The following is a 25,345-nucleotide window of genomic DNA, read 5'->3' on the forward strand; positions in this document are numbered from 1 at the left end:
GGACAGACGGTGGCTTTGCCAAGGCTTGACGCGCCTCAAGCATTGGACAAAAGGATCTGGATGTCCGACGCGATCGTGGCGGCATCGGTTCCGTAGGCGGAAAACAGGCGGACCCGGGCTTCGGTGTCGAAGATGTACTTGCCTGCCGAATGGTCCATGGTGTAGGAGGTCGGGGTCGAGCCCGGGACCTTCTTGTAGTAGATCTTGAAGCCCGCCGCGACGTCCTTGAGTTCGTCGGGCTCGGGCCGCAACGCGATGAAGCTCGGGTCAAAGTTCGCCATGTACTCCTTGAGCAGCGCCTGCGTGTCCCGCTCGGGGTCCACCGTGATGAAGAGCACCTGCAACTGGTCACCCTGAGCGCCCAGCAGGCGCTTGACTTCCGCCATGGTGGTCATCGAGGTGGGGCAGACGTCCGGACACTGCGTGAAGCCGAAGAAAACGACCGCGATCTTGCCCTTGAAGTCCTTCATCGTCCTCAGGTTGCCAAGGTGATCCTTGAGCCGCAGATCCTGGGCGAAGGAGGCGCCGGTCACATCGGTGCTCTTGAACTTGGGAGCTTCTGGTGAACAGGCCATCAACGCAGGGATACCTGCCAAGCAAGCGAGAGACGTCTGAACAAATCGCCGACGGTCGATGGACGAGTCGTCTGAAATGGTTGAAGAGCGCTGTGTCATGTCACTTCCTGGCTTTGGCTACTTCTTCGGCCACGAGCGCCATCAACTGCTGATCGCCAAAAGACGGCAGTCCGCGGCCATTGACGAAGAACGTGGGCGTCTTGGTCACTTCCAGGGCGGTCAGGTCCTCGATGTCCTGCTTCAAAACTCCGTCAATGGCCGGAGTCTGTGCGTCGGCCTGTGCCTTGGCGATGTCCAGACCAGCATCTTGCGCTGCGCGGTACGCCAGATCGAGGTTGGGCTTGCCGTGGTCGGCCCATTGGGGCTGGGCGGCCAGCACCATCTCCAGCACGGGCAGGTATTTGTCCTGCAGTTTGGCGGCCTCCAGCAGTTTGACCACCTGATCGGAGCCCGCATGGAAGGGGGCGTACCGGATCACCAGGCGCACATCGTTCGGGTACTGCTTGAGGATGTCTTTGACGATGGGGTAGAAGGCGCGGCAGGTTTCGCACGCAGGGTCAAAGAACTCGACGATGGTGACCGGCGCGTTGCGCGGCCCAAAGACCGGCGAATGGAAGCGGACCAGGCGGTTGTCTGCCTGGCTGCCCGACGGGTTGACCGGCTGACCGGTGGACTCTTTGACGACCTGATTGACCTTTTCCGCCTGCGAGTTCTGGACCCGCTTCTGGTAGGCATTCATGCCCAGGAAGAAGAACACCAGGACGATGGCGACCAGGGCTGCGACGGTGATTTTTTTGGAATTCATCGGGAGGACTTTCTGAGGTAGACGACGAGAAGGATGACCAGCGCCAAGAACGCGGCCAATGACAGCCAGGGAATCTGGACACCATTGAGGATTTCGAGCTTCTGGTCCGCGCAAGACACCCCTGCGCTGCACGGCACCCAGGCTTTGGGGATCAGGCCCGCGACCAGCAGGGTGTGGTAGCCGGCCATGGCCAGACCGCCCAAGGCCAGGGCCAGGGCATAGACGGCGCCCCGGCGGTCATCGTTGAAACAGGCGATGCCCAGAACGATGGCGATGGGGAACATGAAGATGCGCTGGTACCAGCACAGCACGCAGGGCGTCATGCCCATGACTTCACCGATGAACAGCGCGCCCAGGGTGGCAGTGGTCGCCACCAGCCAGGCCATCAGCAGCAGGGTCCAGTCCTTCTTCATGGTTCGCTCCGGGTCTTGGCGGACGACAGTGGCAACGACATCAATCCCCAGCCGATCACGGCCAGGACGATGAAGACATCCGCCAGGTTGAACGCCGGCCAGTGCAGACCGCGCCAGTGCACGTCCAGGAAGTCGGTCACCGCGCCGTTGAAAACGCGATCCAGGAGGTTGCCTGTTCCACCGGCCACGATCAGTGACCCGACCAGACGATCCAGGGGGGTGGCGTGTTTGACCAGGCTGGTGAAGGTGATGGGAACCACCACCAGGATGCTGATGGCAATGAGAAACCAGCGCTGCCAGCCACCCGCATCCGCGAAGAGCGAAAAAGCGGCCCCCTCGTTCAGGGCATGAACCAGGTTGAACCAGCTCGTCACCTCCACCGATGATCCAAAGGGAATCGTCGCGGCGAAGTAGGCCTTGGTCATCTGGTCCAAAGCGATCATGCCCCCCACTGCGAAGAGCCAGAGCAAGCGGGGGTGGGCCCGCCAAAGAGAAAAATGCATGAATCAATCCCGAAAATGAAAACATCACCAACCCCAAGGGATTGGTGCGCTTTGCAGGGATTGATGGGTGCGCGGAGCTACCGCGCGGTGAGCCAATCCCCGGTCAAACCGGGGATGTCCACCGTGGCCGATCAGGGCGGTCTATGAGCAAAGAATCCGACCATGGGCGAGGTCGAGGCAGAACCACCGAGCTGGCTTGAACGCACCCTGAAGAGGGCAATGCTTGCAAGGCCATGGAGCAACTGGCGTGGCAGGTTCCGCAATCGAAATCGGGCGACACGGCGCCAGCGGCCGACTGGTTGGCAGCAGACTCTTCGGCGATCTGGTGCTGGTGGGCGTGGTGCCCGAGATGCTGCACCGTGGCATCCTGGTCGTGCGCGCAATAAGACCCCGATGCAGCCCAGGACAGCTGCAGCGGCATCCACATCATCAACACGACTAGCAGCCAAGAACGCATGATGGAATTGTAGTGGTTGGCCTTCATGAAAACCGGTCAAAACCCTAGCGGCCTGAATCGCGGGCTCTGCTGATGGCGTCTGCAATGTCCTGCCGCACGGGCATGGGCTGGAAGGCGCTGATGTTCGAGCGGCCGCTGTTGCCCAGGGGCAAGCGCCCCAAGGCATGTCCCAGAGGAACCAGCATCAGGCGGACGATTTGCCCGCGGACTTCGGCCCAGTTTCGGGTGCGCCATCCGAGCCCCAGCATCAGCACATGGGTCTCCAGGTGCGGATAGAACCGCGTCTGGCCCAGCACATGCAGGGCTTCCAGCAAGAGCCAGCGCTGCCCGGGCTGGGCGTCGCTGGATTGCTTGTAGCTCGACAGCAGCCGCATGTACACCGCAGCGTCGAAATCAACGGTGTGCGAAGTGTCAGTGGGCGTGGCCATGGTGATCATCCGCTTGCAATTCACCACGGGCTTGGCGGAGCACCTGCCAGCCGGCGTGAAGGGCAAGCACTGCCATCAGACTGGCCACGATCAGGTCAGGCCATGCTTTTCCAGTTCCGAACACCCCCAGTGCGGCCAGAAACACAGCCACATTGCCAATCGCGTCGTTGCGCGAGCACAGCCAGACGCTGCGCATGTTGGCGTCGCCCTCCCGGAAGGCGTAGAGCATCCAGGCCACACCCACATTGGCGACCAGCGCCATGAGGGCCACCACGCCCATGGTCGGCGCGTCGGGCGTGCCCCCGTTCCAGATCGACCAGATGGCCTGGCCCAGGACATACACACCAAAGCCCATCATGCTGACGGCCTTGAGCATGGCGGCACGCGCCCGCCATGCCATTGCCGACGCCAGCACCGCCAGAGACACGCCGTAGTTCAGCGCGTCACCTGCGAAATCGATGGCATCGGCTATGAGAGACAGGGAGCCAGACGTGAACCCGGCCGACAGTTCAACAGCGAACATCGCGGCATTCACCGCCAGAGCGATCCACAACACCCGGCGGTAGCGGGTCAGGTTGGCAATCTGGGCGGGCTTGGGGGTTTCGTGCTCACAGCAGTGGGCGGACATGGGAACTCCTACAGGTACAGAATGAGGGTATTGAAAAACCTGGAGCGGCTCCAGAGTCAATTCCACTCCTCAAACGACCTGAAAAACCCTATGCGTATCAAGGAACTGGCCCAGGCCACTGGCGTGGATGTGGAAACCATCCGCTACTACGAGAAGCAAAGCCTGCTGCCAGCACCGGCGCGCCAAGACAACGGCTACCGCGACTACACCGACACCCACCTGGAACAACTGGCCTTCATCCGGCATTGCCGAGCGCTGGAGATGCCGCTGGCCGACATCCGCCGACTGCTGAGTGCGCTGGACGCACCGGGCAAGCCGCACCCGGACGTGGACCAGCTGGTGCAGGAGCAGATCGAGCGGGTGCGGGCAAGACTCAAGAGCATGCGAGCGCTGGAGAAGCAGTTGCTGCTGCTCAAGGCCAGTTGCGGGCGTTGTGACGACGACGGAGCCGATTGCGGCATCCTCAAGGAGTTGGTGGCCGCCGCACACGGTGAAGCCTGCGCTTGCCACTCGGTGAAGCTGCCCTGAGGCATCTGCACGGTCCCCCTGGCTGGGGTCAGCGGGCCGGCTGGAACATGATGATGCCCATGCCGATCAGAGCCATCGCCACGCCCGCGATATCCCACACGGTGGGACGCACCTGATCGACAGCCCAAAGCCACAAAAGCGCCACAGAGATGTAGACGCCGCCGTAGGCGGCATACACGCGACCGGCCGCCGTGTCGTGCAAGGTCAGGAGCCAGGCGAACAAGGCCAGGCTCAGGAAGCCGGGCACCAACAGCCACATGGACCGGCCTTGCTTGAGCCACAGGTAGGGCAGATAGCAGCCGATGATTTCTGCCAGCGCGGTGGCGACGAAAAGCAGCAGGATTTTCATGATGGCATTGTGCTGGCCGGTGGATAACCCAGAAAGACGTGCTGCTTGACTTTTTCTGGTGGTGCGTCCCGGCGTGCCGCCGTCGGGCTCTGTGGGCTGTGCCCCGCGCCCCATGCCGGGTCACGGCCATTCGGCTTCGATCCCTGCGCCTTCGGCCGTTGGCATCCCCCCGGCCTGCGCGCTGCGCTTGCTTGTCTCACGCCTGCTGTTGTGGTGGGGCTGGCTTGCTGATCCCTTCATCCTTGCACACCGTTCTCGCCGTCAAGGTCTGCGCGCCCTGTGGGCGCTGGCGGCCGTTCGGCCGTCTTCGAACCTGTGACCGCTGCGCTGCGGCGTGCCGGTTCCGGTCTCGGGCAATCCCGCCCGATCAATCGGAGATCACCATGGACGACAAGTCACACGTTTCGCTGGAGCAGCAGCTTTGTCTGGTGTGCGGCACCTCTTTTGACACGGGCAACATCCTGCTGGATCGTCGCCTGCGCGCGAGCATGAAGCACCACACGACGACGGGCTGGGGACTGTGTCCCGAGCACCAGCGTTTGTTCTCGGAGGGCTTCGTGGCCTTGGTCGAATGCGATCCACAGCGCAGCGGAACGCCGTCGGGTTCGGGCCTGATGAAGCCTGATCAGGCGTACCGCACCGGGCGGCTGGCGCATTTGAAGCGGGATGCCTTCGCCCGGGTGTTCAACGTTCCGGTCGCGGCCGAGCAGCCGTGTGTCTTTGTCGAGCTTGGCGTAATCGAACAACTGCAGGCGATGGTGCCTGCGACAGATTGACGCTGCGTTGAGGCCTTGAGGCGCCGCCCCGTACATCGCGGGAGCGGCGCTTTTCTGTTGCTGTGCTGCGCTGTTGGGGTTGACCCTCAACCCAATAGGCCGATCCCTTTCTCTCCGGCAGTGCTGCGCGATTCGCACCCCCTGCGCGCCGGTTTCACCGGCTTGCCTGGCCTCTGCGGGCGCTCCCCCCGTCAAGGGCCGCTGCGGCGCCCGTGTCCTCGGCTGCGCCTGTGGGCCGCGCCAGCGCCTTCGCTTCCTCCCTTGACGGCGCACCCGCGCCGGCCCCAGCTGCTGCCCATGGCCGCGAAGGGCTTCGCGGCCCCTGCGGAGCCCAACACCCAAGGAGAGCGCCCATGCACAGCACCGACTGACTTCCCAACCTTTTCCCGATGTCTTCCATTGTTTGAACAAGGTCCCCGTGTGGGACAGGAGATTTCACATGAACACCGCTACCCAAACCGAAACCCTGGCCTTGAGCGCCGTGGCTGCTGCGGCAGTCCTCAGCACTGCCGCCATTGCCGGTGAATCCGTCACCGTGCCGGAAGTTGCACCCTACGAGCTGCACCTGATCCCCTTGTCGCGGCTGCGGCCTTCCAGCCGCAACGTGCGACAGAGCGGCGGCACGGCCATTCCCGAACTTGCCGCGTCCATCGCCCGCGTGGGTTTGCTGCAGAACCTGACCGTCATCACCTCGCCCGATGGGCAATGGTTCGAGGTGGTGGCCGGGCGTCGGCGGCTGGCCGCCTTGAAGTTGCTGGTCAAGCGCCACAAGCTCGCGAAAGACCATCCGGTGCCGTGCCTGCTGGTGCCCGACACCTCGGCCCGCACCGTGAGCCTGAGCGAGAACGTGCAGCGGGAGCCCATGACCCCGGTGGATGAACTGTTCGCCTGGAAGGCGCTGGTGGCCGAAGGCCGGTCGCTGGAAGACATCGCCGCCGACTTCGGCGTCACGCCGCTGGTGGTCAAGCGGCGGCTGCGTCTAGCCAACGTCTCGCCCCGCTTGCTGGCCGACTACCAGCAAGGCGCGGTGTCGCTGGAGCAGTTGATGGCCCTGGCGATCACCGACGACCATGCGGCGCAGGAAGCCGCGTTCTACGAAGTGCCACAGTGGCAACGCAGCCCGGAATCCCTGCGTGACCACCTGACCCGCGACGAGGTGGATGCCTGCCGCGATGCGCTGGCCCGCTTCGTCGGCGTCGAGGCCTACGAAGCAGCGGGCGGTGGCATCCGGCGCGATCTGTTCGCGGACGAGCAGAAGGGGGTGTTCCTCACCGATGCCGCTTTGCTGGAGAAGATGGCCCGCGACCGGCTGACCGATGCGGCCGAGTCGGTGCGGGCCGAAGGCTGGGGTTGGGTGGACATCACACCGCGCGTGTCGTCGGCCGAACTGCACACCTTCCAGCGGGCGCGGCGCTCGCGTCGGGAGCCCACCAAAGCCGAGGCCAAACGCATCGAGAAGCTGGAGGCGGAGCAGGCGCGGCTCCAGGACAAGCTCGACGACGAGTACGACGACCTGAGCGACGACGGTGCGCAGGCTCTGCACGAAGAACTGGACCGGCTGGGCGAGCAACTGGACGCCATCGAACAGACCCTGGTGGTGTACGAGCCCGGCGTCGTGTCCATGGCCGGCGCGGTGGTGTCGGTGGACCCCATGGGGCTGTGGTGGTGCATCGCGGGCTGTTGCGCGTTGAACAGGTCAAGGCACTGCGGGCGCAGGAGCGGCCAACGCCGGACGCACACGCAGGAGGCGAAGGAGGGCCAACAGATGCACCCGCCACCCGGGGCGGTCTGTCGGAGAAACTGGTGCGCCGCTTGAGCGCGCACCGCACCGCCGCCCTGCAAGCCGAGGTGGCCCGCCATCCGCGCATCGCGCTGGTGGCTCTGGTGCACCAGTTGGCGCAGCGGGTGATCCTGGGTGGCTACGGTGCATCGCCGGTCAACATCAGCGCCACACCGCAGGACCGGCTGGAGCAGCATGCGCCAGACGTTGCAGAGGCCCCGGCTTCGCAGGGCCTGCGTGCCGTGCGCGAGGCCTGGGCAGCGCGGTTGCCGGAAGACCCGAAGGCCCTGTTTGCCGAATTCCTGGCAATGGAGCAGGAAGAACTGCTGTCGCTGCTGGCCCTGTGCGTGGGCCTGACGGTATCGGCCATCGCTCACCGCGAAGACGAAGCCCCCGCCGCGCTGCTGGCGCAGGCGGTGGGGCTGGACATGCATGGTTGGTGGGCTCCAACCGCAGCGGGCTACTTCGACCACGTGTCCAAGGCCAAGGCATTGGAGGCGGTGCAGGTCTTCGCGCCGGGCGAGGTGCAACGACTGGCAAAACTCAAGAAGGCCCAGATCGCCGCCGAGGCCGGGCGGCTGGCCGCTGGCTCGGGCTGGCTGCCGCAAATGCTGACCGAGCCAGTGCAGGTTGAGGAAGGGCAGGGTGAGCAAGAGCCGGAAGAAACTCAGGCCGCTTGACGCTGCGACAAGTTCCGAAACGCCTCTTCACATCCCGGCTTCGGCCGGGATTTTTTGTGCGTCTCCGGCGCAGCCGGACCGCGCTCTGGTGCTGCGCATCGAGCCACCAGGCCACGCGTGACCCGGTGTCTCGACCCTGTCGGGCGCCGATCGCTGACGCCTCCGGCCGTTGGCATGCCCCCGGCCTGCGCGCTGCGCTTGCCTGTTTCACTCGGACATGTGTGGTGGGGCTGGCTTGCTGTTCCCTTCATCCTTGCACACCGTTCTCGCCGTCAAGGTCTGCGCGCCCTGCGGGCGCTGGCGGCCATTCGGCCGTCTTCGAACCTGTGACCGCTGCGCTGCGGCGTGCCGGTTCCGGTCTCGGGCAATCCCGCCCGATCACCGGAGTTGGTCATGCAGCACGATCTGTTCTCTTCCCTCGATTCCCTCCTGTCGGTGCCCGCAGGGGCGGGAGGCTTTCTCATCCGCGACCTGGCGGGCCAGTACCGGCCAGCCGAGGCCGACGAGGTGCTGCTGGCGGCACAGAGGCTGCTGGCTGCACAGGTGCGTGGCAGCGATCTGATGGACTCGCCTGCTGTGGTGAAGGACTTCTTGCGCGCCCGACTCGGAAACCTTCCGCACGAGGTGTTTGCCGTGGTGCACCTGGACTCCCAGAACCGCGTGCTGGATTACGTCGAGATGTTCCGCGGCACGGTCAGTCAGACATCGGTGTACCCGCGCGAGGTCGTGCGCGATGCGCTGCTGCGGAACAGCTCCGCATTGGTCCTGGTGCACAACCACCCCAGTGGCGAGGCCCGTCCGTCGCGCGCTGACGAACACCTGACGCAGACCATCAAGGCCGCAGCGGCGCTGGTCGATGTGAGGGTGCTCGATCACTTCATCGTCGCCGGCGACGTGATCTGCTCGATGGCCGAATGCGGTCTGGTGTAACCCATGGGGCCGTCGGCCCCAATTTTCTTGTTGCTGAACAGTGCGCTTCGCACGAGCGCAGGGAAGGGCGGAGCATGGCCGGTGATCACCAGCAGCACGGGGAGCAGCGGCCCTGTCCCGTGCCCGGGGACCGCGGTCTGGTTTCCTTCCCGCTGCGCGGGAACGAGCCCGCTGGACGAACTGACGCTCGGTTCGCTCCCGCCGCTGCGCTGTGGTCCCGTCCCACCCGCCAGATCGTCCCCCCCGGGCACTCGCCATGCCCGAAGCCGGGCCGCTGGGAATACCGGAGACGGCGAATCCCTGAAGTGATCGCAGCGGCTCGAACGCCGCGCCAGTCGCTGCGCTTGGTGTCACGCCGTCCGCAGAGCCGCCGCTGCTCAAGTGGTGCGGTCGCCTGCGCTTTGCTGGTCGCCCGAAGAGGCTAGGGGCAGCGCGTGCGCCATTGGGCCCACCGCAATCCCCCCACGGCGCCCCCATCCACAGGTGAGGGGGACTTGTGGGGGGATCTTTCAGCGGTGGGCCAGGTGACTGGCTCACTGTTTCGTGCTGCAAGGTGTCCCCATCCCCCACCCCTTCCCGAGGGAAGGGGCTATGCCCACCCCCCGCCCGCCCGTGGGCGGGAGCGAGGGAGTCCGAGCGAGAGGATCAGCTTTGAGGAACCCGGATCGGGGTCCGGCTGATCGCTCTTGCAAGGAGTTCCATCATGGCCAACGTTCAAGTCATCCAGCGCCACGCGCACCTGGCCGGTGCCGTCAAGCTCGAATTCGTCAACGGGCGCGACGGCAAGGTCGCCAAGGCGGTGCTGACCGCCATCAGCAACAGCCGCCGGGGCAGCGGCGAAGAGCGGTCCGAAGAAGCCACCGCGATCCAGTGGACGCTGTGGGCCAAGCAGGCCGAACACGCCGCCGAGTACCTGGGCAAAGGTTCGCACGTGAACATCGTCGGGCGGGTGCGCAACAACCACTACCAGGACAACGACGGGGTGGAGGTCTACGGGCTGGCGTTCACCGTGGACGAAATCGACTACCTCGACAGCAAGGCCGAAGGCGAAGCCCGCCGCTCGCGTGAGGGTGCGGGTGATCCACCTGCTGCTGCCCCGAGCGCAGCCAGCAGCCGCAAGGCCCGCAACGAGCGCCAACCTGCGCACGCCTGACCCCGCAAGCCGGGCGGTTCCGCCGCCCGGCATTCCCCATTTCTTCATTCCCCTTTCACCAAACCTGGAGCATCACCATGATCTCTACCGCCCATTCCCCCCGTCTGGCCGCCCGCTTTGGCCAGAACACCTTCGTCATCCGCAGCGAAAGCCCGCTGGCCGAAGACCAGATGCGCCGCGCTGCCCCGTCCATCTTTGCCGAAGGCAAACACGGCAGCCGTTCCGAGCGCTACACCTACATTCCCACCATCGACGTGCTGCGCGGTCTGCGCCAGGAGGGCTTCGAACCCTTCATGGTCGCCCAGAGCAAAAGCCGCATCGAAGGCAAGACCGAGTTCACCAAGCACATGATCCGCATGCGCCACGCCGGGCAGGTGAACACCCGGCCCGAGGCCAACGAGATCATCCTGATCAACAGCCACGACGGGGCCAGCAGCTACCAGATGCTCGCTGGTCAGTTCAGGTTCGTCTGTTGCAATGGTCTGGTGGTCGGAGACATTACCAACGACATCCGCATCCCCCACAAGGGCAACATCCAGGACGAGGTGATCGAAGGCGCGTTCCGGGTGCTGGAGGACTTCGAGGTGGTGGACGCGTCCACCGACCGCATGAAGGCGCTGCCGCTGCATCGTGAGGAACAGCAGGCCTTTGCCACCGCCGCCCTGGCGCTGCGCTACGGTGAGCGGGGGGAGGGCGAACCACCGGCCCCGGTGACCGCCGAGCAGCTGATCGAAGCCCGCCGGCCGGAGGATTTCGGCAACAGTCTGTGGACCACATTTCAGCGGGTGCAGGAAAACGCCCTGCGTGGTGGTCAGCCCGGGCGCGGTGCCAAGGGCCGACGTCTGCACACCCGCCCGGTGGCCAGCATCGACCGCAGCGTGAGCCTGAACCGGGCGCTGTGGGTGCTGGCCGAAGAGATGCGCAAGCTCAAGGCCTGAGCCACAAGGTATGAAAGAACCCGGCGCTGGATTCAACCTCGAATCCAGCGCCGCCCGCACGCCGCAGTGCATCCATCATCGAGCGGTGCGTGCGCGTGAACTTCTGAAACGCGCTCGCCGGCCGGCGCCGGCTCGCGCGATCCCGGCCGCCGGCGCATCGAGCGCGGCACCCGGGAAACGTCCTCCGCCTCGACCTCCCTTGTCGATCGCGCTGGAGGACACCTCATGAAGACCCTTGTGCTCGCCAACCAGAAGGGTGGTGTCGGCAAATCCGCCGTCGCCACCTTGCTGGCCCACTACTTCCGCAAACTCGGCTGCCGCGTGCTGGCCATCGACCTGGACCACCAGGGCAATTTCTCGGACCCGCTGCGCAAGTCCCAGCGCGCGGTCGTGGCCGAAGTCCCGGCCAGTGCCTTGCTCACGCAGGTGAACCCGGTCATCCCGGCCGCGGACTTCGTCCTCGTCGCCGCTGACCAAGGTCTTTCCGGGCTGGAGCGCCAGCCCAGCCTGCACAACGACTTCGCGAACCACCTGCGCGCCTTCCTGAAGGCCATGGACGACCGGTTCGATGTATGCCTCATCGACACCAACCCCAACCCGGACATTCGCATGATCTCGGCCCTGGCCTCGGCCGACTGCGTGCTCTCGCCGATCCAGCTCAACCAGGAAGCCCTGGACGGCGTGCACGCCCTGCTCAACCACCCTCGGGTGGGAGTGAGAAAGATCACGTCGATGCTCAACCCGAAGCTGCGCCTGATTGGCTTGTTGCCGGTCATGGTGGAGGCCAACCCGTTTCAGCGGGAGAACTTCCTGCAACTGGTGCAGAAGTTCCACCCCATCCTGATTCCCTACGGCACCAGGCCTGGGCAGTACGCCTCCATGCCGCGCCGCTCGGTCGTGGCCGAAGCGCAGGCCGAAGGTCTGGTGCTGTGGGAGATGAAGAAGACCGCTGCGCGAGACGCCTGGCGCGAGATCGTGGTGGCCATGGTCGTGATCGCCAAAGCTGTGCTGGATGGTGCGCCGACACAGACAACCCCCATCACCCCCATCAACGGAGCGGACCATGGCCCTGTCGCTGGATAGTCTGGACCTGCTGCCGCCGGCCGGGGGCGAGGGCGGTACCCCTTTGCGGATTCCGCTGGACACCATCGACGAAGACCCGGACCAGCCCCGGCAGGAGTTCGACGAACAGAGCCTGGACGAGCTGGCGGAGACCATTCGCGAACGGGGCGTGCGTCAGCCTGTCTCGGTTCGAACACATCCCACGCAACCTGGGCGCTGGATGCTCAACTTCGGCGCCCGACGCTTGCGGGCCTGCCAGCGGGTCGGACTGTCCGAGATCCCCGCCTTCGTGGACCAGACCGCCAACAGCGTGGACCAGTTCATCGAGAACGAACAGCGCAAGGGCCTGAGCCCGCTGGAGATCGCGCTGTTTGTGCAACGGGCGCTGAACCAGGGGCAGACACAGGCCGACATCGCGCGCGCCATCGGCAAGAGCCGGCAGTACGTGACCCTGGCGACAGCCTTGATCGATCCGCCGGACTGGTTGATGGCCGCGTACCGGGAGGGGCGTTGTCGAGGGCTGACCGAGCTGCATGAACTGCGCAAGCTGGCCGGGGAACATCCGCAGTACGTCGAGGCCTGGGTATCGGATCGCCAGGCCATCTCGCGCGAGATGGTCCTGTCACTTCGGTCCGACCTGGCAGAGGGTTCGGGCAGTGTGAGGCGCGGCACTTCGGCATTGATCGAGTCCGTGGAGGCCAGCCTCGGGAAGTGCTCCGATCAAGGCCTTCTTGTGAAGAGCCGTCCAACAACAGGCGCCAGCACCGAGACCAGGCCTCGTATGCCTCTGCAAGCCTCGTTGAGACTGCTGGCGAGCTTGGATGGTGTCGAGGTGGTTCTCAACGCCCTGCAGGCCCCAGCACAGGCAGGGCAGGTCTATGTAGTGTCTGTGAAGGGTGGCCCGCTGCAAGCGGTGCAAGCCAGCCGCCTGACCTTGATCGGCTGGACCGGGCTGTGAGTTGTCAAGCAGCTTGACAACTCATCGCCTGAAGTGGCCCTGAACCACTTCTTTTTCCTGGCAGCTGCGCCCCGGCTTTGACTCCGTCGGCTTGCTGCAAATCCCCTCCCGATCGCTTTACCTGCCTCACCAGGTTGTCAAGCAGCTTGACAACCTGGTGGGCGGGAGCCTGCCTGTGTCTGCTGGATTTCAGGGTGAATCCAGCGCCTCGGTTCTATCGATCCTCGGTGAACATCAGTGCATGGGTGATTGCAGGATAGGCGCCGCGGCGTCGGTTGTCCGACACGTTCACCCCGGGTGATCTCGTGTCCGGAGGCGATCATGGAGTCCCATTCTCGCGAGCGCATCAGCATCGACCTGCAAGGCCTGAAGGGCCTGCTGCTGGACCGGTCTCAGGCATTGGGCATGTCGCCCTCGACCCTGGTCAGAACGGCCTTGGTTCAAGCACTGGGGGTACCTGCGGACCCCGAGTCGGAGGTGTCCGGGAACCCGCAGCACAAACAGGTATCGGCCAAAACACGCTTGTGCCTGCGCATGACCCGCGAAGACATTCAGACCATCCTGGCTGCTGCGAAGCAGGCGGGCCTGAGCCCTGGTAGCTACGTGGCGGAACTGGTGGCGGGAGCTCCCTGGCTCGTGAGCGGCGCCAGCAAGGCGGAGCAACTGGCCGCACTCACAGGCTCCAACGCCCATCTCGCTGACCTCAGCCGCAACATCCACGCCCTCACACGCCTGCTGACCCTTAGCAACGTGCCCAAGGCGCTGGTCTACCGGGACATGCTCGACACGCTGGATGGCGACGTTCGGCGACACCTCGCCCAGGCAGCGGCCTTGCTGGCCGACCTGCGGCCGCGTGGGACATCCGCACTGACTTCTCGGCACCTGAGCCGATGACCACCAGGAGGACACCATGACCCAGACGCCCAACATCGACGGGGTGCTCATCCAGTGGGGTGATCGCCTGTTCTACCCAGGCAACCGGGTGGTCAAGGTCAAGCCTCAGCCCAAGCTGGGCGATGGAGGCATGCGCCAGCGCGCAGACGCCATCCGCAAGCGCATTGAAGCCACCGTGGTGAAGAGAGCGCCGCAGGTCATGGTCAAGGTCACCGGGGGAGGGCGGGGCATGCTGGCGATTGCGGCCCACTTCCGCTACATCAGCAAGAACGGCCGACTCGACATCGAGACCGAACAAGGCGACACGGTGCGCGGCAAATCCGCTGTGCACGAGCTGGGCGAAGACTGGCGCTACGGCGGTAGCCTGATCGGGGAAGAAGGCTACCGGCGCGAGGCCTTCAACATCATGCTGTCCATGCCCCGAGGAACTGACCCGCTGATCGTGCAGAAAGCAGCGCGCGAGTTCGCGCAGACCGAGCTGGCTGACCACAAGTACGTGATGGTGCTGCACGACCACCAGGCCAACCCACATGTGCACATCAGCGTGCGGGCAGAGTCCATGAGCGGCAGGCGCCTCAACCCCCGCAAGGCCGACCTGCAGCGATGGCGCGAGACCTTTGCCGAGAAGCTGCGCGGCTATGGGGTTGAGGCCGAGGCCACCCGGCAAGCCACGCGAGGGCGAGACACCAGCTATCCGGACCTCTGGCGGCTGAAGGCCAATGAGGGCGGTCGGTTGAGAAAGGTCCGACCCGTCAATAACTCAGGAGCCAAGGCGCGAACCAGCCGGGAAGAGGCCATAAAGGGCTGGCTGCACATTGGGCAGGCCTTGGCGGCGTCACCTGATGCACGGGATGTCAAGCTGGCCGCTTCGATCGCTAGCTTTGTTCAGGAGGTTTCAGAGTCGTGGAAGCAGCAGGTGAAGTCGCAAAACGCGGCGAACGGGTACCGAAGATTTGAGCCAGAAGTTGGACCTGAGACGTGCCGTTGATGCAGACGGGAGCTGCTACTAGCAAGGTGTTGCCAGGATGGGCCGATCAAGGGATCGGGAACGATCTGAGCGACTTACCAGGGTTTCGAGTGCTTCTTGATGAAGGTTCTTAGCAGTCGGGTACGTGGCGCGCTTTGGTCCAAGGAGTCGCATAAGGAGCGAAGGTACTTTGAACCACCCCAGAGGTTCCATATCTCCTCCACCAGCTGAAGGAATAGGTCGTCTGAGCGTACAAGCTGGGTTAGGCTATCTGCCCAAAGATGCAGCTCCGCGCACTTTCGGGCCGTGGCTCGGCGCAGCCGGATGGCGAAGTCCCACTGCTGTCCAAATGGAGCCCAAGGAAGAGAGCTCTCGAACAGTCGCCACTGTTGCTCTGGGAAGTTATCGCTTACGGCAGCAGCGTGAAGTGGCTCGAAAGTAAGTTTGAGCAGTTCCGCGACGCTGCGTGAACGCCAACCGAGAGCCCTACGAAACCCGAAGACCTGCAGTTCGAAAGGCAACTGGCCTTCTGCGGCAGTGACCCTATTTAGCGCTGTGTACCAGGGGTCGACGCCAACATCGTTTGGAACAGCATCAGGATCAAGGGTGGCCGCTAGAAGCAGTAGCAGCTTGCTCGTAGGAGCAGACTCATTTGTGAGGAACTGCGCGACTGCGTTGAGATCCGCGCACACGAATCGCAACCAAGGGCGAGCTATGTAGTCGACGTTCGACGAACCGGCCAAGCATTGCAGGCAGTTGAGCGCGGCGACGGACCCAACAACCCGTACCGCTGCCTGAATTGAGATAGGCTCAGTGAGCCCAAGCATCATTGCTCGCAGGACAGCGTCCTTGGTGAGATCTACTCCCGCCTGCGCTGCCAACGTCGGTAGCAGCTGTGTTCGTTCCCAGAAATGTGGGACTTCAGCCGTCGCTGGAAGGAGACTCAAGAGCGGAAGGGCTAGGTCGTCGACTTGCGAAAGTTTGTCTATCACCTCATCGGCAGGGATGGCGTCAACACCAGCGCGGATTGCATCGCGAAGCTCTGGGTGTGCATCGTTGCTCAGATGGAGCAGTCGACGTGGGTCGCGCCGCCATAGCATCTGGACAAGTGAGGCTTGCTTTTCGCTAACTACGGTCTCCGGGAGTAGTGCGAAGTTGTCAATGACGAAGTCCAGTACGTGATCGTCGACCGCTGAAGGGAAGTTGGCCATCGCTGCTTGGGTGACGATAGACCTTACCAGCGTTGATGCCGAGAAAACGGGCGATAGCTCTACACGCCTAATAGCATCTGACACGCCAACAGTGTCGGTCGATTCCAAGGCTGCGTGGAGGCTGCAGAACGGGCGCATTGCCTCGCGGCCACCAAGCATGTCTGCACCTAGCTTTCGCAAGAACGGTCTCAGCGTTGAGGTCTGTGGAAACTGAGCGTCATGAAGCAGGTCATCAAGCCATGGCCCTGTCGATTTCGACGTTGCTTCAAAACCATCCGCGGTCGAGGCAAAGTGTAGGTGTGAACTCGACTCGCTGCCAGATATGAGTTGAAGGTCGAAAGGCATGCCCTCTTGAGAGCGATCTCGCGATGTCAGAGTGCAGAACCGAAAGGACCGCTTGAGGCGCGGCCACTGTTGGTCCCACAGTCGTAGCACTGCTTCGTCGACTTCATCACCTTCACTTCGGCGCGCCCATACCTGAGCATCTGGGTGCTCGTAGACAGCACTAGCAAGCTTTGCGAACCATGACGACGCTGCGGGTGAGAACGGGCGCCCGACGAAATGCTCGTTAGGCTCGACTAAAACACTCCTCGAATAGACGTCCAGTGACGGGGTAGTCGGCCGTTGAAAGAGACCTGCGACTGTCGAGGGCGCAGCTAAGGCTGCTAGGTCAGCGAAGCCGATAAGAACGGTGTGCGTCCAGACACATCCGGGGCGTGACATCTCGGGTGCCGGCCATGTCTTGGCCAATGCATACATACCCGACTCAGCCAACGGGTAGCCGGTGAGGTAAGGCAATCCTAGCGACGCAACGCCGGGTCCCGCCACGTCGCTCATGACAAGCATTAGCCTAGCATCCTTGGTAGGAAGGCTAACTGAGCACGCCAACTGGCGATGGCCGTCGGCGTAGCCATGAAGTGCCTGATGAACTTTGACTATCACAACAGCGCTATTCCAAAAGCCAGTTCACCGGCTCGGTGAGATCGTGCGAGGTCGAGCCCTCAACGACCACCTTAATTCGTTGCGAAGGGACCTCCATGTCGCGCATCCTGTCTGCTTCAGGAGAGGGGGCCCCGTTGGAGTCGTCGTACTCTGCACCTTGTGCACTCACGCCAAAGGTTCGGTGTGTCCAGCCGTCGGATAAACCGTGTGTCAGGTACTGATGTAGCAAAGGAAGGTGCAGCTCTAGGAACAGTTCCGGTGACACATCGTCGTTTTCGACCTTGTCCCAAGCCGACAGAACAACAGCAAGCTTCCTTGGGCCAATATCGAAAGGCTGCATTTGTAGACACCGCAGCATGTCCACCAACTGAACCTGGGTAGGAGAGGATTCAGGTTTCCACTGCACGATTTCGTCTGCTTGGCCCTCATCAGGCGAGTTCGCCAAAGCCTTCGTCGGGGCATCAGCGACTGCATCCGCGTGAGCGTTAGCATCGGCATGTCCCAAGCTTTCGGCTAGCGCTGTGTCATCCGCGATCCAGCCTGGAGGCTTAATCTTGTCAACGTGGATGAACAGAAGTACGCCCGTGGCTCGTAGGGCGTCAGCGACCGAGGTTGCGCATTCACGCATTTCCCACATTTGAGAGAAAGCTTCGCCAGCAATGTCGGGAAATGTGAGGTCAAAAACTGCACCACGATCCGACTTTAAAGAGAGCTTGACGGTCTTGTTCCCAGAGTGGAAAGTCCGTTCCTGTTTCTTGGCCTGAGCCCATCGCGTCGCAATTGCACGCAGGTACGTCGCCTCCTCCGCAGTGAGCTTCTCGAGACTCAGTCGTGCCAAAACCTTCTTGTTGGTGAGTAGATGCCACAAGGCAGCCAAGAACGTGGTCTTCCCGGACTCCGGGAGACCGATTGCAACGATGGCCTTACCCATGGTCAACGCTTTCTCGCGGGTGCAACCTTCCGAACGAACGCGTAGCTTTCGGAATCACCGCGGGCTCCTTCGCAGGCTGAAGGTAGGCGGGGGGGGACATCCAGTAGCTCAAAAGTTCCTCCATGCCTGTGCCGCGCGCCGCCATGGCGGACTGCGGTGAGGCTGCAACTTGGAACGACTGAATCTCAATGAAGTGTTGTGCGAACTGATCGCGAACGTCTTGGACGATGCTCTTGTAGAACTGCAGTGCACGCTCGGTCTTGGCCTCGTCCTTGAGGACTGCGTCTAGCTTGGTGAGCACGACCGCGAGACGCTGCCAAGGGCGGGTGGCCCCCGTTTCCTGAAATGCTCTGAGGGTCAAGCAGATGTCATCTCTTACCTGGTGCCGAAGCCCCAGGTCCAGTAGACGCTCTCCGTCTGCCAATACTGTGAGGACATCCGCTCGATGCAGCTCCACATAGTCGTTGGCCAGCGATGGATCACTCTGAGCGTCCATATAGTCCTCGCCGGAGCGGTTCGCAAGCAAAGCTGCGCGTTTTACCTGGCAACCTGTTGCTACGAGGTCAAGATGAAAGTATGTCGCGTCGCCCGTCGGCGTGCGCTCCATCTTCGGCTTCTTGCGCTTCGATGCTCGACGGGTGTCGTGGCAGGCCAGTTCGAAGGAACGAAGTGTTGATGACCCCGCGAACGCATACTCGCCGACCGGCCCGTGCTGAAAAAGGTCATACGCGCCGGCGATTAGGCTGGTCTTGCCAGAGTCGAAGGGGCCAACTAGCGCGATGACGTTACATGGCTGGCCGCGTAGCAGGGATTGCGCTTCACTGCGCGTCAGCGCATCAGCGCTAGGAAGCCGCACTCCTGTGGGCAGTTTGGCTGCGGCCGTCGACGCCGGCCGCTCAACGATCACGAGCGCCTTTCCGTAATGGGTGCAGGCGGCTAGGTCTTGACCTTCAATACAGCGGCCATCTTGGGCGACCTTGCAGTCAGGGTTGTCGCACTGAACTATGTCTGCCATGTCGTTACCCAAGCCGAGTCAGTGAGAACTCGCGATACGCTGCAGCAGCGATCTGAATCGGCGACAACAAAGGTTCGCATGGCAGCCCGGTCGTTGTAGTCCAAGCAGCAATCCAGTCATCCTTGCCGTGAACCTCGTGCCTCCGCTGCATAGCAAACAGAATTGGAGTCAAGTGCGCTGAAATGCCGTCGTTTGGAAGCTCGTCGACAGCCTTGTTTAGCCATTCCTGCGGCATGCCTTGGACGACATCAGGAATCGACTGCAGCGGGGCATGCAGCAGGCCCGTTCGGGAAAGCAGCGACGACAAGGCCGGCGGCCCAGGTAACACCTTTGTCAGATTGCCCAACTCACGTGCAATCGCCAAGGGCAGGTGCCCCGCGGTGACTTTTGAAAAGTCGAGACTGAGGTCGAAGCTGTGACCGCCCTCAAGCCACCATAGGATGTCAAGTTCCTCATCTTGGATGTTGACGTACTTCTGAACTGCAGCCTCGAACTCTCGTTGCCGGCGGGCAATTGCCGAAATGGCCCTATTCGTCGTCGTGGCAAGGGCCTGTGCAACGCTAAGCAACACCCCGCTGTTGGCAGCTTGGACCAGGGCATCGTCGTTCTTATCTACTGTAGGGGTGACCAGCTTGACCTGCTCCAGTGATGGTCGGCGGCGCGCGGTCTCGGACAACTGGCGAAGGACGTTGTCGGCCATCCCGACGAGGTCCATTGGTTGCTTCAACTCGCGCAGTCCACTGCACGACATGCTCGACACGACGGTTGCTGCAAGGGCTGCGATACAGTCTTCGTCAGAGTCCATTGCGACCGCTAGTGCAGAGGCCGACAACAAGATGAGCTCGTCGTCGCCGGGCTGCGCAGCTTCACCGGCCAGCGACTGGCGAAGTGCCGCCACCTCCGACGAGACCATCTGAGCCTTTAGACGGAATGCCAGTTTTGCGAGCAAGGCGAGGTCTGACTTGGCGACGCCCTCAACATGACCCTCAATGGCTGTCCAGCGCTTCTCTGTCAACGCGGCATCCTGCTGGAACGACATGCTGGCGTACCAGCTCGAAAACTGATCCTTCACTTCTTTCCCCTTGGTTTAGACGTTCTTCTCGTGCTGCTCGATTAGCCTGGCCAACTCGACCAGCAGCCCTTTTTCCTTCGCGAGCTTCAGGGCGCTGTGATAGCGCTCGTGCGGCGGGCGTTTCAGATCGGCTTTGGTGATGAGGCCAAGCTGAAGTGCAATGTCCCGCATCTGGCTGCCATTGAGCTGCCAGAACCTGAAGATGAGATTTTCGGTGGACGGCTCAGTCATATTGGCCTCCGTCGGAAGCATTGGGCGCGCTTCGGCTGCGACCGCCTCCATAGCAGTATGGACCGCAGAGGCGATTTCAGTTTCGTTTTGAGGAGCAACTACTCTCCGCTCGGCCAAGGCCGACCCAAACGACTGCAACTTCGGCAATCTCAGCCGAAGCCTCCACACGTCGTCGCGTTCCTGGGTGAGTAGTGGGACAAACAGTTCGTAAGGCGCCTGCTGGAAATGGCGCAGGCGAGCACGAACATCAATGCAGCGCGTCGGGCCCTCGCCATCCACGTTCAGATCGACCAAGTTGTAGCCTGGGTTCCAGCGAGGCTCTTCTCGATCTGGGTTGACTGCACCGGCCAAGAAGCGGAAGAACTCAGGTGGTCGCAAACAGCGCTGGTCATGTTCGTGACCGAAGAACTGCAAGGGTGCTCGAGCATTGATGATGTTCTCGACGTCGGCGGCATCCGAAAACCACGAAGGAGGGTGATGACTCAGTACTACGTTGAGCACGTCTTCTTGTGGATTCAATACTACTTGTGAGCTGCCCAGAAACAGCCTGCCAGGCGCGTTGTCGCGGTCGCCAAGGCCGGAAATTAGGACCGACGTCAAGCCGTATACCCGTAGCGTTACTCCGTCAGCAAGCCTAAGATCTCTCTCCCAGAAAGGATGGGCCGGGAATATGCCGCAACCGAACTGCGCGGCGAAGTCGTTGTAAGCCTGGAGCGGCTTAAAGAGAGCTTCACCGGATGGGGCGTACCCAAGCTGCCTGACCAGTTGCCGGTCTCGGTTGAACGACCCAACCTCTTTCGCGATTGCTTCCTGGGCGTTTGACACATCCACGGCGCCGCAGATCGCGCGGTCGACATCATGGTTTCCTGGGACGGTCAAGATGCCCTCGGGTTTGCACCCGGAGCGATCCGCTATACGCAACAGCCAATCTTTTGCGGCCTTGTATTCATCGGGATGGCCTTTGAACGCGATGTCGCCGCCTACCAGAATTGCGTCGACCGGGATTCCGTCTTTGTGGCAGAGATCTAATAGGTCGGCCTCAAGGCGCGTTCGAAACGGGGTGTCCCGGTCCCCTCCTGCGGACAGGCACGCGGGCTCACGGAAGTGGATGTCGGATAGGTGCAATAGACGCATCGCGAGATCTTAGCCCTTCGCTTCGACTACTCTGATGTGTCTCTCTGGAATTGCTGCGTTCCATGCGGAACTCTAGTCAGTACTGCTCGTGAAATGCCATGCGACACTCGCAAATGTGCAAGTTCGACGCGATGCGGGCAGTCGCACTTTGAAACACGGCGGTCAAAACATCGACTGTCGGCTTGACGGTCCGCACTGTGAATTCGTATGCCAATGCGACCGACTCTCTTCGCTGCTGTGCTCCTGGCAGGTCAGGCGGGGGGCGCCACCACTGCAGCAGGTATGAATCCCTCATCCGTCAGCGCGCGCACCACGCCTCGCAACAGCATGTTGTGGCTGAACCCGATGCTGTATTGCCGGGCGCCCGGATTGATGGGTTGCAGCATGCCGCCGTCCACCAGCTTTCGTATCTGGTAGGTGCGCTGGTTGGCATTGAGGTCGGGCATGGCCGCTTCCAGGTCACCCGCCTTCACCGTGCCGGCCTTGATGGTGGTGGTCAGCACGCCCTGTTCCATAGGGGTGATCAACTCCCGCTCGCGGGCGTAGTTCACCGCGGGCAGCAGCACCTTGGCTTTGAGGTGTTCGTAGTCGGCCAGGCGGTCCACCTTGGTCAGTTCGTCGCGCACGCCACTGAGCACATACACGCACCAGCGCTCCAGCGCTTCGTGGGTGCCCGCATCGGCGTCACCCAGCCGGGCGTAGTAGGCGTTGCGGTCAGCGCAGAACACGGCGGCGGGGTTGAGCAGCCGGCCGACCGCGTTCACACGGAAGCCGTACTTGATGAGCATGGCGTAGGTGAGCAGGCGCACCACCCGGCCATTGCCGTTGCCGAACGGGTGCACCCAGGCGAAACGGTGGTGCGCCAGCGCCACCTTCATCAGGTCGTACTTGGGCGGGTCCGCCCGGTTGATGAAGGTGACCAGCTCGGTCATGTAGTCCGGCACCTGGGGCGCCTCGGGTGGCAGGTGGTCAGCCTGGGCAATCTTCACCGCGCCCTGGCGGTAGGCGCCGGGGTTGGTGTCGCCTTCACGCTTGAGGCCGTCCACCGTGGTGGCATGCAGGCCGCGCAGCAGGTGTTCGGTCAGCGGGGCGCCGGGCTCCATGCTGTCTTCTACCTGCTGCATCGCGTGCTCGATGTTGGCGATCTCCTGCAACTGTTCGGACCGGTTCGGGCCATCGATCACCCGTGCTTCCACATAGTCGGCCAGCGTGGTGTGGTTGCCCTCGATGCGGGCCGAGGCCAGGCTCTCCAGCACGTGGAAGACCTGCTTGAGCTGCATGAACACCGGTAGCGGCGTGGTGCCCTGGATCTGCAGGCGCCGCAGGTGCTCCAGGTCGGTCAACACGTCCAGCAGTGGCGAGTCGAAGCTGGGGTTCAGCAGCCGCAGCGGGTGGTGAACAAACTGAACCATGGTTGCAGGTATCTGGAATTGAGGATTGATTTATCTGGACTCTACGGCAAAAAATCGTTTAACGATATGGGTTTATACGTTTGGTTGAATTCTGGTATCTGGAAATGCCTCGGTGTCGGATCTGGAAAAGGCTTCCTGAGGAAGCTGGATCGGGCTGGTCTTCAGCTGGCGCGGCGGTAGCGCGGGCATGTCGCTGAGGGCAGGGCGCCAGCGCCAGATGGTGCTGTCACCGCCGGACTCCGGGCTTTCTCCCAATGCGGCGCCTTCAGGGCCAACATCACGGTCGATGAACAGAGGGAAGGGCGCCACACCGCAGTCCAGAAGACTGGCGCAGACCAGTGCCTGGTTGCCGGGCACGTTGTACCGAAGGCTTTTGACGAAGCTGCGGCCCTGCCGCACCAGTGCCCCGACCAGTTGCCTGTCCCAGCCGTCGTCTACCGGCAGCCACTGCGCGGTGCTGAGCATGAGGGACAGTTCCAAGATGCCCGGTGTACCCGCTTCGTCCACCCGGAAGGTGGCCACCATGACCAGGTGAAGGTCGGGCTCGGTGCCCCAGAGGGTGAGTTCGTGTTCAAAGCTTCTGCCCATTCGCCGGTAGAGCGCGTCGTCCAGCGCGAAGGCCTGGTCTGGCAGGTGTTTGAAGACCGCCTTGTGCCCGAAGCGGGCGGGTACGATGTCTTTGACCTCGGCCACCATGAGCAGAAGGGCTTGGGGTTGTCCGGGTCTCGGGGCGCCATGGGCCCAAAGCCGTTGGCGACGGGACTGAATGGCGTCACGCTGCTCCACCGAAAACACCTCGGGGATGTAGAGGCTGCCCAGCAGGGCATGGCCGTGGACGAACTTGTTGTCGGCAGCCTGTAGCAGGTGCTTGCGGACCGTGCCCCAGGTGCGGCGGCCAGCGAAGCCGGGTTTCCAGTGGGTCAGTTCGGCCTGGTCCCACAGGTAGTGCAGCAGGGCGCGCAGGCCGAGCCGATGGCCGTGGGCAACCACGCTGCTGCTGGCGCTGGCCGAGGGCGGCTGTACGGCCCGACCGGGCAGCTTGGACATCGGGAAGTCCAGCTTGAGCGTCGTCATGCCGGTGGCCGGGTTTTCGACGATGGCAGTGCCAACCAGCGGGCCGCGGCCGCTGAATTCCGCTGGTGGTTCGTAGGACGGGCAGGTGGTGGCGTGTTGGCTGCCGGTGTTGGGCATGCGCTTGACGGTGTAGCCGTTCAGGAGGCGCGCCACGTACATGTCAACGCCCGGCCCGCCGGGCTGGCATAGGCAGCGTGGGCGCAGGTGGCGCTCGTGTGCCTGAGCGATGGCGTCTGCGAAGCCGGGGGCGTCTCGGCCCCATCGTTGATCGCCGATGGCGTAGGCCGCCTCCACGGCCGCGGTCGTGTACATCTCACAACTTCAGCGGGCAGGTGCAGCGCGTTCGCGACCGCGCTGTTGGTCTTGTTGCGGTGTCACGACCGGACGCTGGGACGGTGCGTTCTTGTCGAAGACCCGGACCTTGGGGTTCTGGCCATCGCGGATGCGCTGGGCGAGCTTTTCGGAGGCGGCCACCATCACGGCTTCGCGCCGTTTCTCAGGCACCCGATTGGCGACGAGGATGGCTTCGATGGCGGCCAGCACGGTCTTGCGGCCACCACTGCCGCGGCCCGATGGTTTGTCGGTGTTGGTGGCGGCCTGTGGCGCGCTGGCGTCACGGGTGGGCTCGATGCGGTTGGTCAACCGCTGATCGCGCTCCACCTTGAGGCGTTCCAGGTCGGCCGGGTTGGGCTCGTAGCCCAGGGCCTTGACACCGCGCGCTGCGGCTTCGAGCCAGACCAGGCGCCGGAAGTATTCGCTGCCCGTGACCCGAAGGGACCGCCAGTTGCGGGCTTCGGCCACATCGACCATGGAGCGGGCCACCGAGGGGCTGTTGGTGTCGGTGGCCAACCGAAAGGTGGATTCGGTGAAGGCGACGCGAGAGGTGTCACCCCGGAAGCGGTATTCGGTCAGGCCGAGGCTGACATCACCCAGCGTGACCGGTGCGCGTTTGATGATGTAGCGGTCCATCAACGCGGCCTCCAGCCGGGCGACGAGTGCTTCGCGTTCGGCCTGGGCGTCCATGCGTGCACTCGCCTGTTGGCTGGGCGTGTCGGCTGCGCCAGTCCCTCTGTCTTTGGAGGGGAGGGGGATGACGTTGGATTCTGTCGTCTGGCGCGCTGGATCGGTGTTTACCGGTTTCGCTGGCTGGGCTGTCGTGGGGGGCGGGACTTCACGGGTTTCATCCCGCTGCCATTGGCCCTCGATCTTGTGGACGAAGGACTTCTTGCCCCGCACATCCACGACGACGAAACGGTTCGCACCGAGCTGATCGGCCTTGGCCACCATGTCTTGGTAACGGTCGGTGCGGTAGGTGAGTTCGGCGAATGGGTCGCGCAGTTCGAACCGTTCGCCGGGTTCAGGCTCGGGTGTCTGAAAGGTCCGGATGGCAATGGCGGCGCGATCCACGGGTTCCACTGTGCCGCCCAGGGTGGTGTTGGTGTCCGCCGTGGTCTGATCCACACGCCGGGCCGGTGCTGCTCTTTCGTCCATGGTGGTCT

Annotated in this window: 26 protein-coding genes; 11 read left to right on the forward strand and 15 right to left on the reverse strand. The window is 63.1% G+C overall.

Annotated features, from left to right (window positions below):
* Positions 1-35: 35 nt before the first annotated feature.
* The 6 genes from QQK43_RS04275 to QQK43_RS04300 all read right to left on the reverse strand — a co-directional run bounded on the left by QQK43_RS04275 (position 36) and on the right by QQK43_RS04300 (position 3,809).
* Entirely contained in the window at positions 36-575 is a 540-nt protein-coding gene (locus tag QQK43_RS04275; protein ID WP_066159771.1) for an SCO family protein, read from the reverse strand.
* Between the two features lie 100 nt (positions 576-675).
* Positions 676-1,380 (reverse strand): DsbA family protein, encoded by a 705-nt coding sequence (locus QQK43_RS04280; protein WP_066159774.1) that lies wholly within the window; start codon positions 1,378-1,380, stop codon positions 676-678.
* Positions 1,377-1,793 carry a disulfide bond formation protein B gene (locus QQK43_RS04285; RefSeq protein ID WP_066159776.1) on the reverse strand — a complete coding sequence of 139 codons (417 nt, stop codon included), beginning with the start codon at positions 1,791-1,793 and terminating at the stop codon, positions 1,377-1,379. Before QQK43_RS04285 ends, QQK43_RS04280 begins: the two co-directional genes overlap by 4 nt.
* Positions 1,790-2,218, reverse strand: a complete 429-nt coding sequence (gene lspA / locus QQK43_RS04290; RefSeq protein ID WP_241559594.1) for a signal peptidase II — start codon at positions 2,216-2,218, stop codon at positions 1,790-1,792. Before lspA ends, QQK43_RS04285 begins: the two co-directional genes overlap by 4 nt.
* Positions 2,219-2,797: 579 nt before the next feature.
* A complete protein-coding gene (locus QQK43_RS04295; RefSeq protein WP_284306808.1) occupies positions 2,798-3,181 on the reverse strand; it encodes a DUF3703 domain-containing protein in 384 nt (127 codons plus the stop codon).
* Positions 3,165-3,809 (reverse strand): cation efflux transmembrane domain-containing protein, encoded by a 645-nt coding sequence (locus QQK43_RS04300; protein WP_079364939.1) that lies wholly within the window; start codon positions 3,807-3,809, stop codon positions 3,165-3,167. The genes QQK43_RS04295 and QQK43_RS04300 overlap by 17 nt, the downstream gene beginning before the upstream one ends.
* 90 nt (positions 3,810-3,899) lie before the next feature.
* On the opposite strand from QQK43_RS04300, the gene QQK43_RS04305 reads away from it, so the two are divergent.
* A complete protein-coding gene (locus tag QQK43_RS04305) occupies positions 3,900-4,337 on the forward strand; it encodes a Cd(II)/Pb(II)-responsive transcriptional regulator (RefSeq protein ID WP_079364938.1) in 438 nt (145 codons plus the stop codon).
* Between the two features lie 28 nt (positions 4,338-4,365).
* Here QQK43_RS04305 and QQK43_RS04310 read toward each other — a convergent pair whose 3' ends face one another.
* The gene (locus tag QQK43_RS04310; RefSeq protein WP_079364937.1) at positions 4,366-4,686 is read right to left on the reverse strand and encodes a YnfA family protein; all 321 of its coding nucleotides are present in this window, start codon (positions 4,684-4,686) and stop codon (positions 4,366-4,368) included.
* Positions 4,687-5,069: 383 nt separating this feature from the next.
* Between QQK43_RS04310 and QQK43_RS04315 the strand changes: the two genes are divergently transcribed.
* From QQK43_RS04315 to QQK43_RS04360, 10 genes are all read left to right on the forward strand, one after another.
* Positions 5,070-5,462 (forward strand): ATPase, encoded by a 393-nt coding sequence (locus QQK43_RS04315; RefSeq protein ID WP_284306809.1) that lies wholly within the window; start codon positions 5,070-5,072, stop codon positions 5,460-5,462.
* Between the two features lie 439 nt (positions 5,463-5,901).
* Complete coding sequence (locus QQK43_RS04320; RefSeq protein WP_284306810.1) at positions 5,902-7,278, forward strand: ParB/RepB/Spo0J family partition protein; 1,377 nt, start codon at positions 5,902-5,904, stop codon at positions 7,276-7,278.
* Positions 7,266-7,922 carry a hypothetical protein gene (locus tag QQK43_RS23645; RefSeq protein ID WP_256861422.1) on the forward strand — a complete coding sequence of 219 codons (657 nt, stop codon included), beginning with the start codon at positions 7,266-7,268 and terminating at the stop codon, positions 7,920-7,922. Before QQK43_RS04320 ends, QQK43_RS23645 begins: the two co-directional genes overlap by 13 nt.
* 393 nt (positions 7,923-8,315) lie before the next feature.
* Positions 8,316-8,852 carry a RadC family protein gene (radC, locus tag QQK43_RS04330; protein ID WP_079364936.1) on the forward strand — a complete coding sequence of 179 codons (537 nt, stop codon included), beginning with the start codon at positions 8,316-8,318 and terminating at the stop codon, positions 8,850-8,852.
* A gap of 703 nt (positions 8,853-9,555) precedes the next feature.
* Entirely contained in the window at positions 9,556-10,005 is a 450-nt protein-coding gene (locus QQK43_RS04335; protein ID WP_284306812.1) for a single-stranded DNA-binding protein, read from the forward strand.
* A gap of 77 nt (positions 10,006-10,082) precedes the next feature.
* Complete coding sequence (locus tag QQK43_RS04340; RefSeq protein ID WP_284306813.1) at positions 10,083-10,943, forward strand: DUF932 domain-containing protein; 861 nt, start codon at positions 10,083-10,085, stop codon at positions 10,941-10,943.
* 225 nt (positions 10,944-11,168) lie between these two features.
* Complete coding sequence (locus tag QQK43_RS04345; protein ID WP_079364933.1) at positions 11,169-12,026, forward strand: ParA family protein; 858 nt, start codon at positions 11,169-11,171, stop codon at positions 12,024-12,026.
* A complete protein-coding gene (locus QQK43_RS04350; RefSeq protein ID WP_079364932.1) occupies positions 12,007-12,963 on the forward strand; it encodes a ParB/RepB/Spo0J family partition protein in 957 nt (318 codons plus the stop codon). Before QQK43_RS04345 ends, QQK43_RS04350 begins: the two co-directional genes overlap by 20 nt.
* Positions 12,964-13,284: 321 nt before the next feature.
* Positions 13,285-13,857, forward strand: coding sequence for a hypothetical protein (locus QQK43_RS04355; RefSeq protein ID WP_284306814.1), 573 nt, complete (start codon positions 13,285-13,287; stop codon positions 13,855-13,857).
* A 16-nt stretch (positions 13,858-13,873) separates the two neighbouring features.
* Positions 13,874-14,845, forward strand: a complete 972-nt coding sequence (locus QQK43_RS04360) for a relaxase/mobilization nuclease domain-containing protein (protein WP_284306815.1) — start codon at positions 13,874-13,876, stop codon at positions 14,843-14,845.
* 74 nt (positions 14,846-14,919) lie between these two features.
* Here the strand turns inward: QQK43_RS04360 and QQK43_RS23455 are convergent, their stop codons facing one another.
* The 8 genes from QQK43_RS23455 to QQK43_RS04395 form a co-directional block, all read right to left on the reverse strand.
* Positions 14,920-16,977 (reverse strand): GAP1-N1 domain-containing protein, encoded by a 2,058-nt coding sequence (locus QQK43_RS23455; RefSeq protein WP_370465217.1) that lies wholly within the window; start codon positions 16,975-16,977, stop codon positions 14,920-14,922.
* Positions 16,978-16,984: 7 nt separating this feature from the next.
* Positions 16,985-17,908 carry a TRAFAC clade GTPase domain-containing protein gene (locus QQK43_RS04365; protein ID WP_284306816.1) on the reverse strand — a complete coding sequence of 308 codons (924 nt, stop codon included), beginning with the start codon at positions 17,906-17,908 and terminating at the stop codon, positions 16,985-16,987.
* The gene (locus QQK43_RS04370; protein ID WP_284306817.1) at positions 17,901-18,923 is read right to left on the reverse strand and encodes a TRAFAC clade GTPase domain-containing protein; all 1,023 of its coding nucleotides are present in this window, start codon (positions 18,921-18,923) and stop codon (positions 17,901-17,903) included. Before QQK43_RS04370 ends, QQK43_RS04365 begins: the two co-directional genes overlap by 8 nt.
* A 4-nt stretch (positions 18,924-18,927) precedes the next feature.
* Positions 18,928-19,995, reverse strand: coding sequence for a GTPase-associated system all-helical protein GASH (locus tag QQK43_RS04375; protein WP_284306819.1), 1,068 nt, complete (start codon positions 19,993-19,995; stop codon positions 18,928-18,930).
* A 15-nt stretch (positions 19,996-20,010) separates the two neighbouring features.
* Entirely contained in the window at positions 20,011-21,360 is a 1,350-nt protein-coding gene (locus QQK43_RS04380) for a metallophosphoesterase (RefSeq protein WP_284306821.1), read from the reverse strand.
* Positions 21,361-21,611: 251 nt separating this feature from the next.
* Positions 21,612-22,772, reverse strand: a complete 1,161-nt coding sequence (locus QQK43_RS04385; protein WP_284306822.1) for a Fic family protein — start codon at positions 22,770-22,772, stop codon at positions 21,612-21,614.
* A gap of 72 nt (positions 22,773-22,844) precedes the next feature.
* A complete protein-coding gene (locus QQK43_RS04390) occupies positions 22,845-24,158 on the reverse strand; it encodes a DUF1173 domain-containing protein (protein ID WP_284306823.1) in 1,314 nt (437 codons plus the stop codon).
* A 9-nt stretch (positions 24,159-24,167) separates the two neighbouring features.
* The gene (locus tag QQK43_RS04395; RefSeq protein WP_284306824.1) at positions 24,168-25,337 is read right to left on the reverse strand and encodes an LPD7 domain-containing protein; all 1,170 of its coding nucleotides are present in this window, start codon (positions 25,335-25,337) and stop codon (positions 24,168-24,170) included.
* Positions 25,338-25,345 lie beyond the last annotated feature (8 nt).

The sequence above is a fragment of the Hydrogenophaga electricum genome (genome assembly GCF_030160815.1).
In the GTDB taxonomy this organism is placed as follows: Bacteria; Pseudomonadota; Gammaproteobacteria; order Burkholderiales; family Burkholderiaceae_C; genus Hydrogenophaga; species Hydrogenophaga electricum.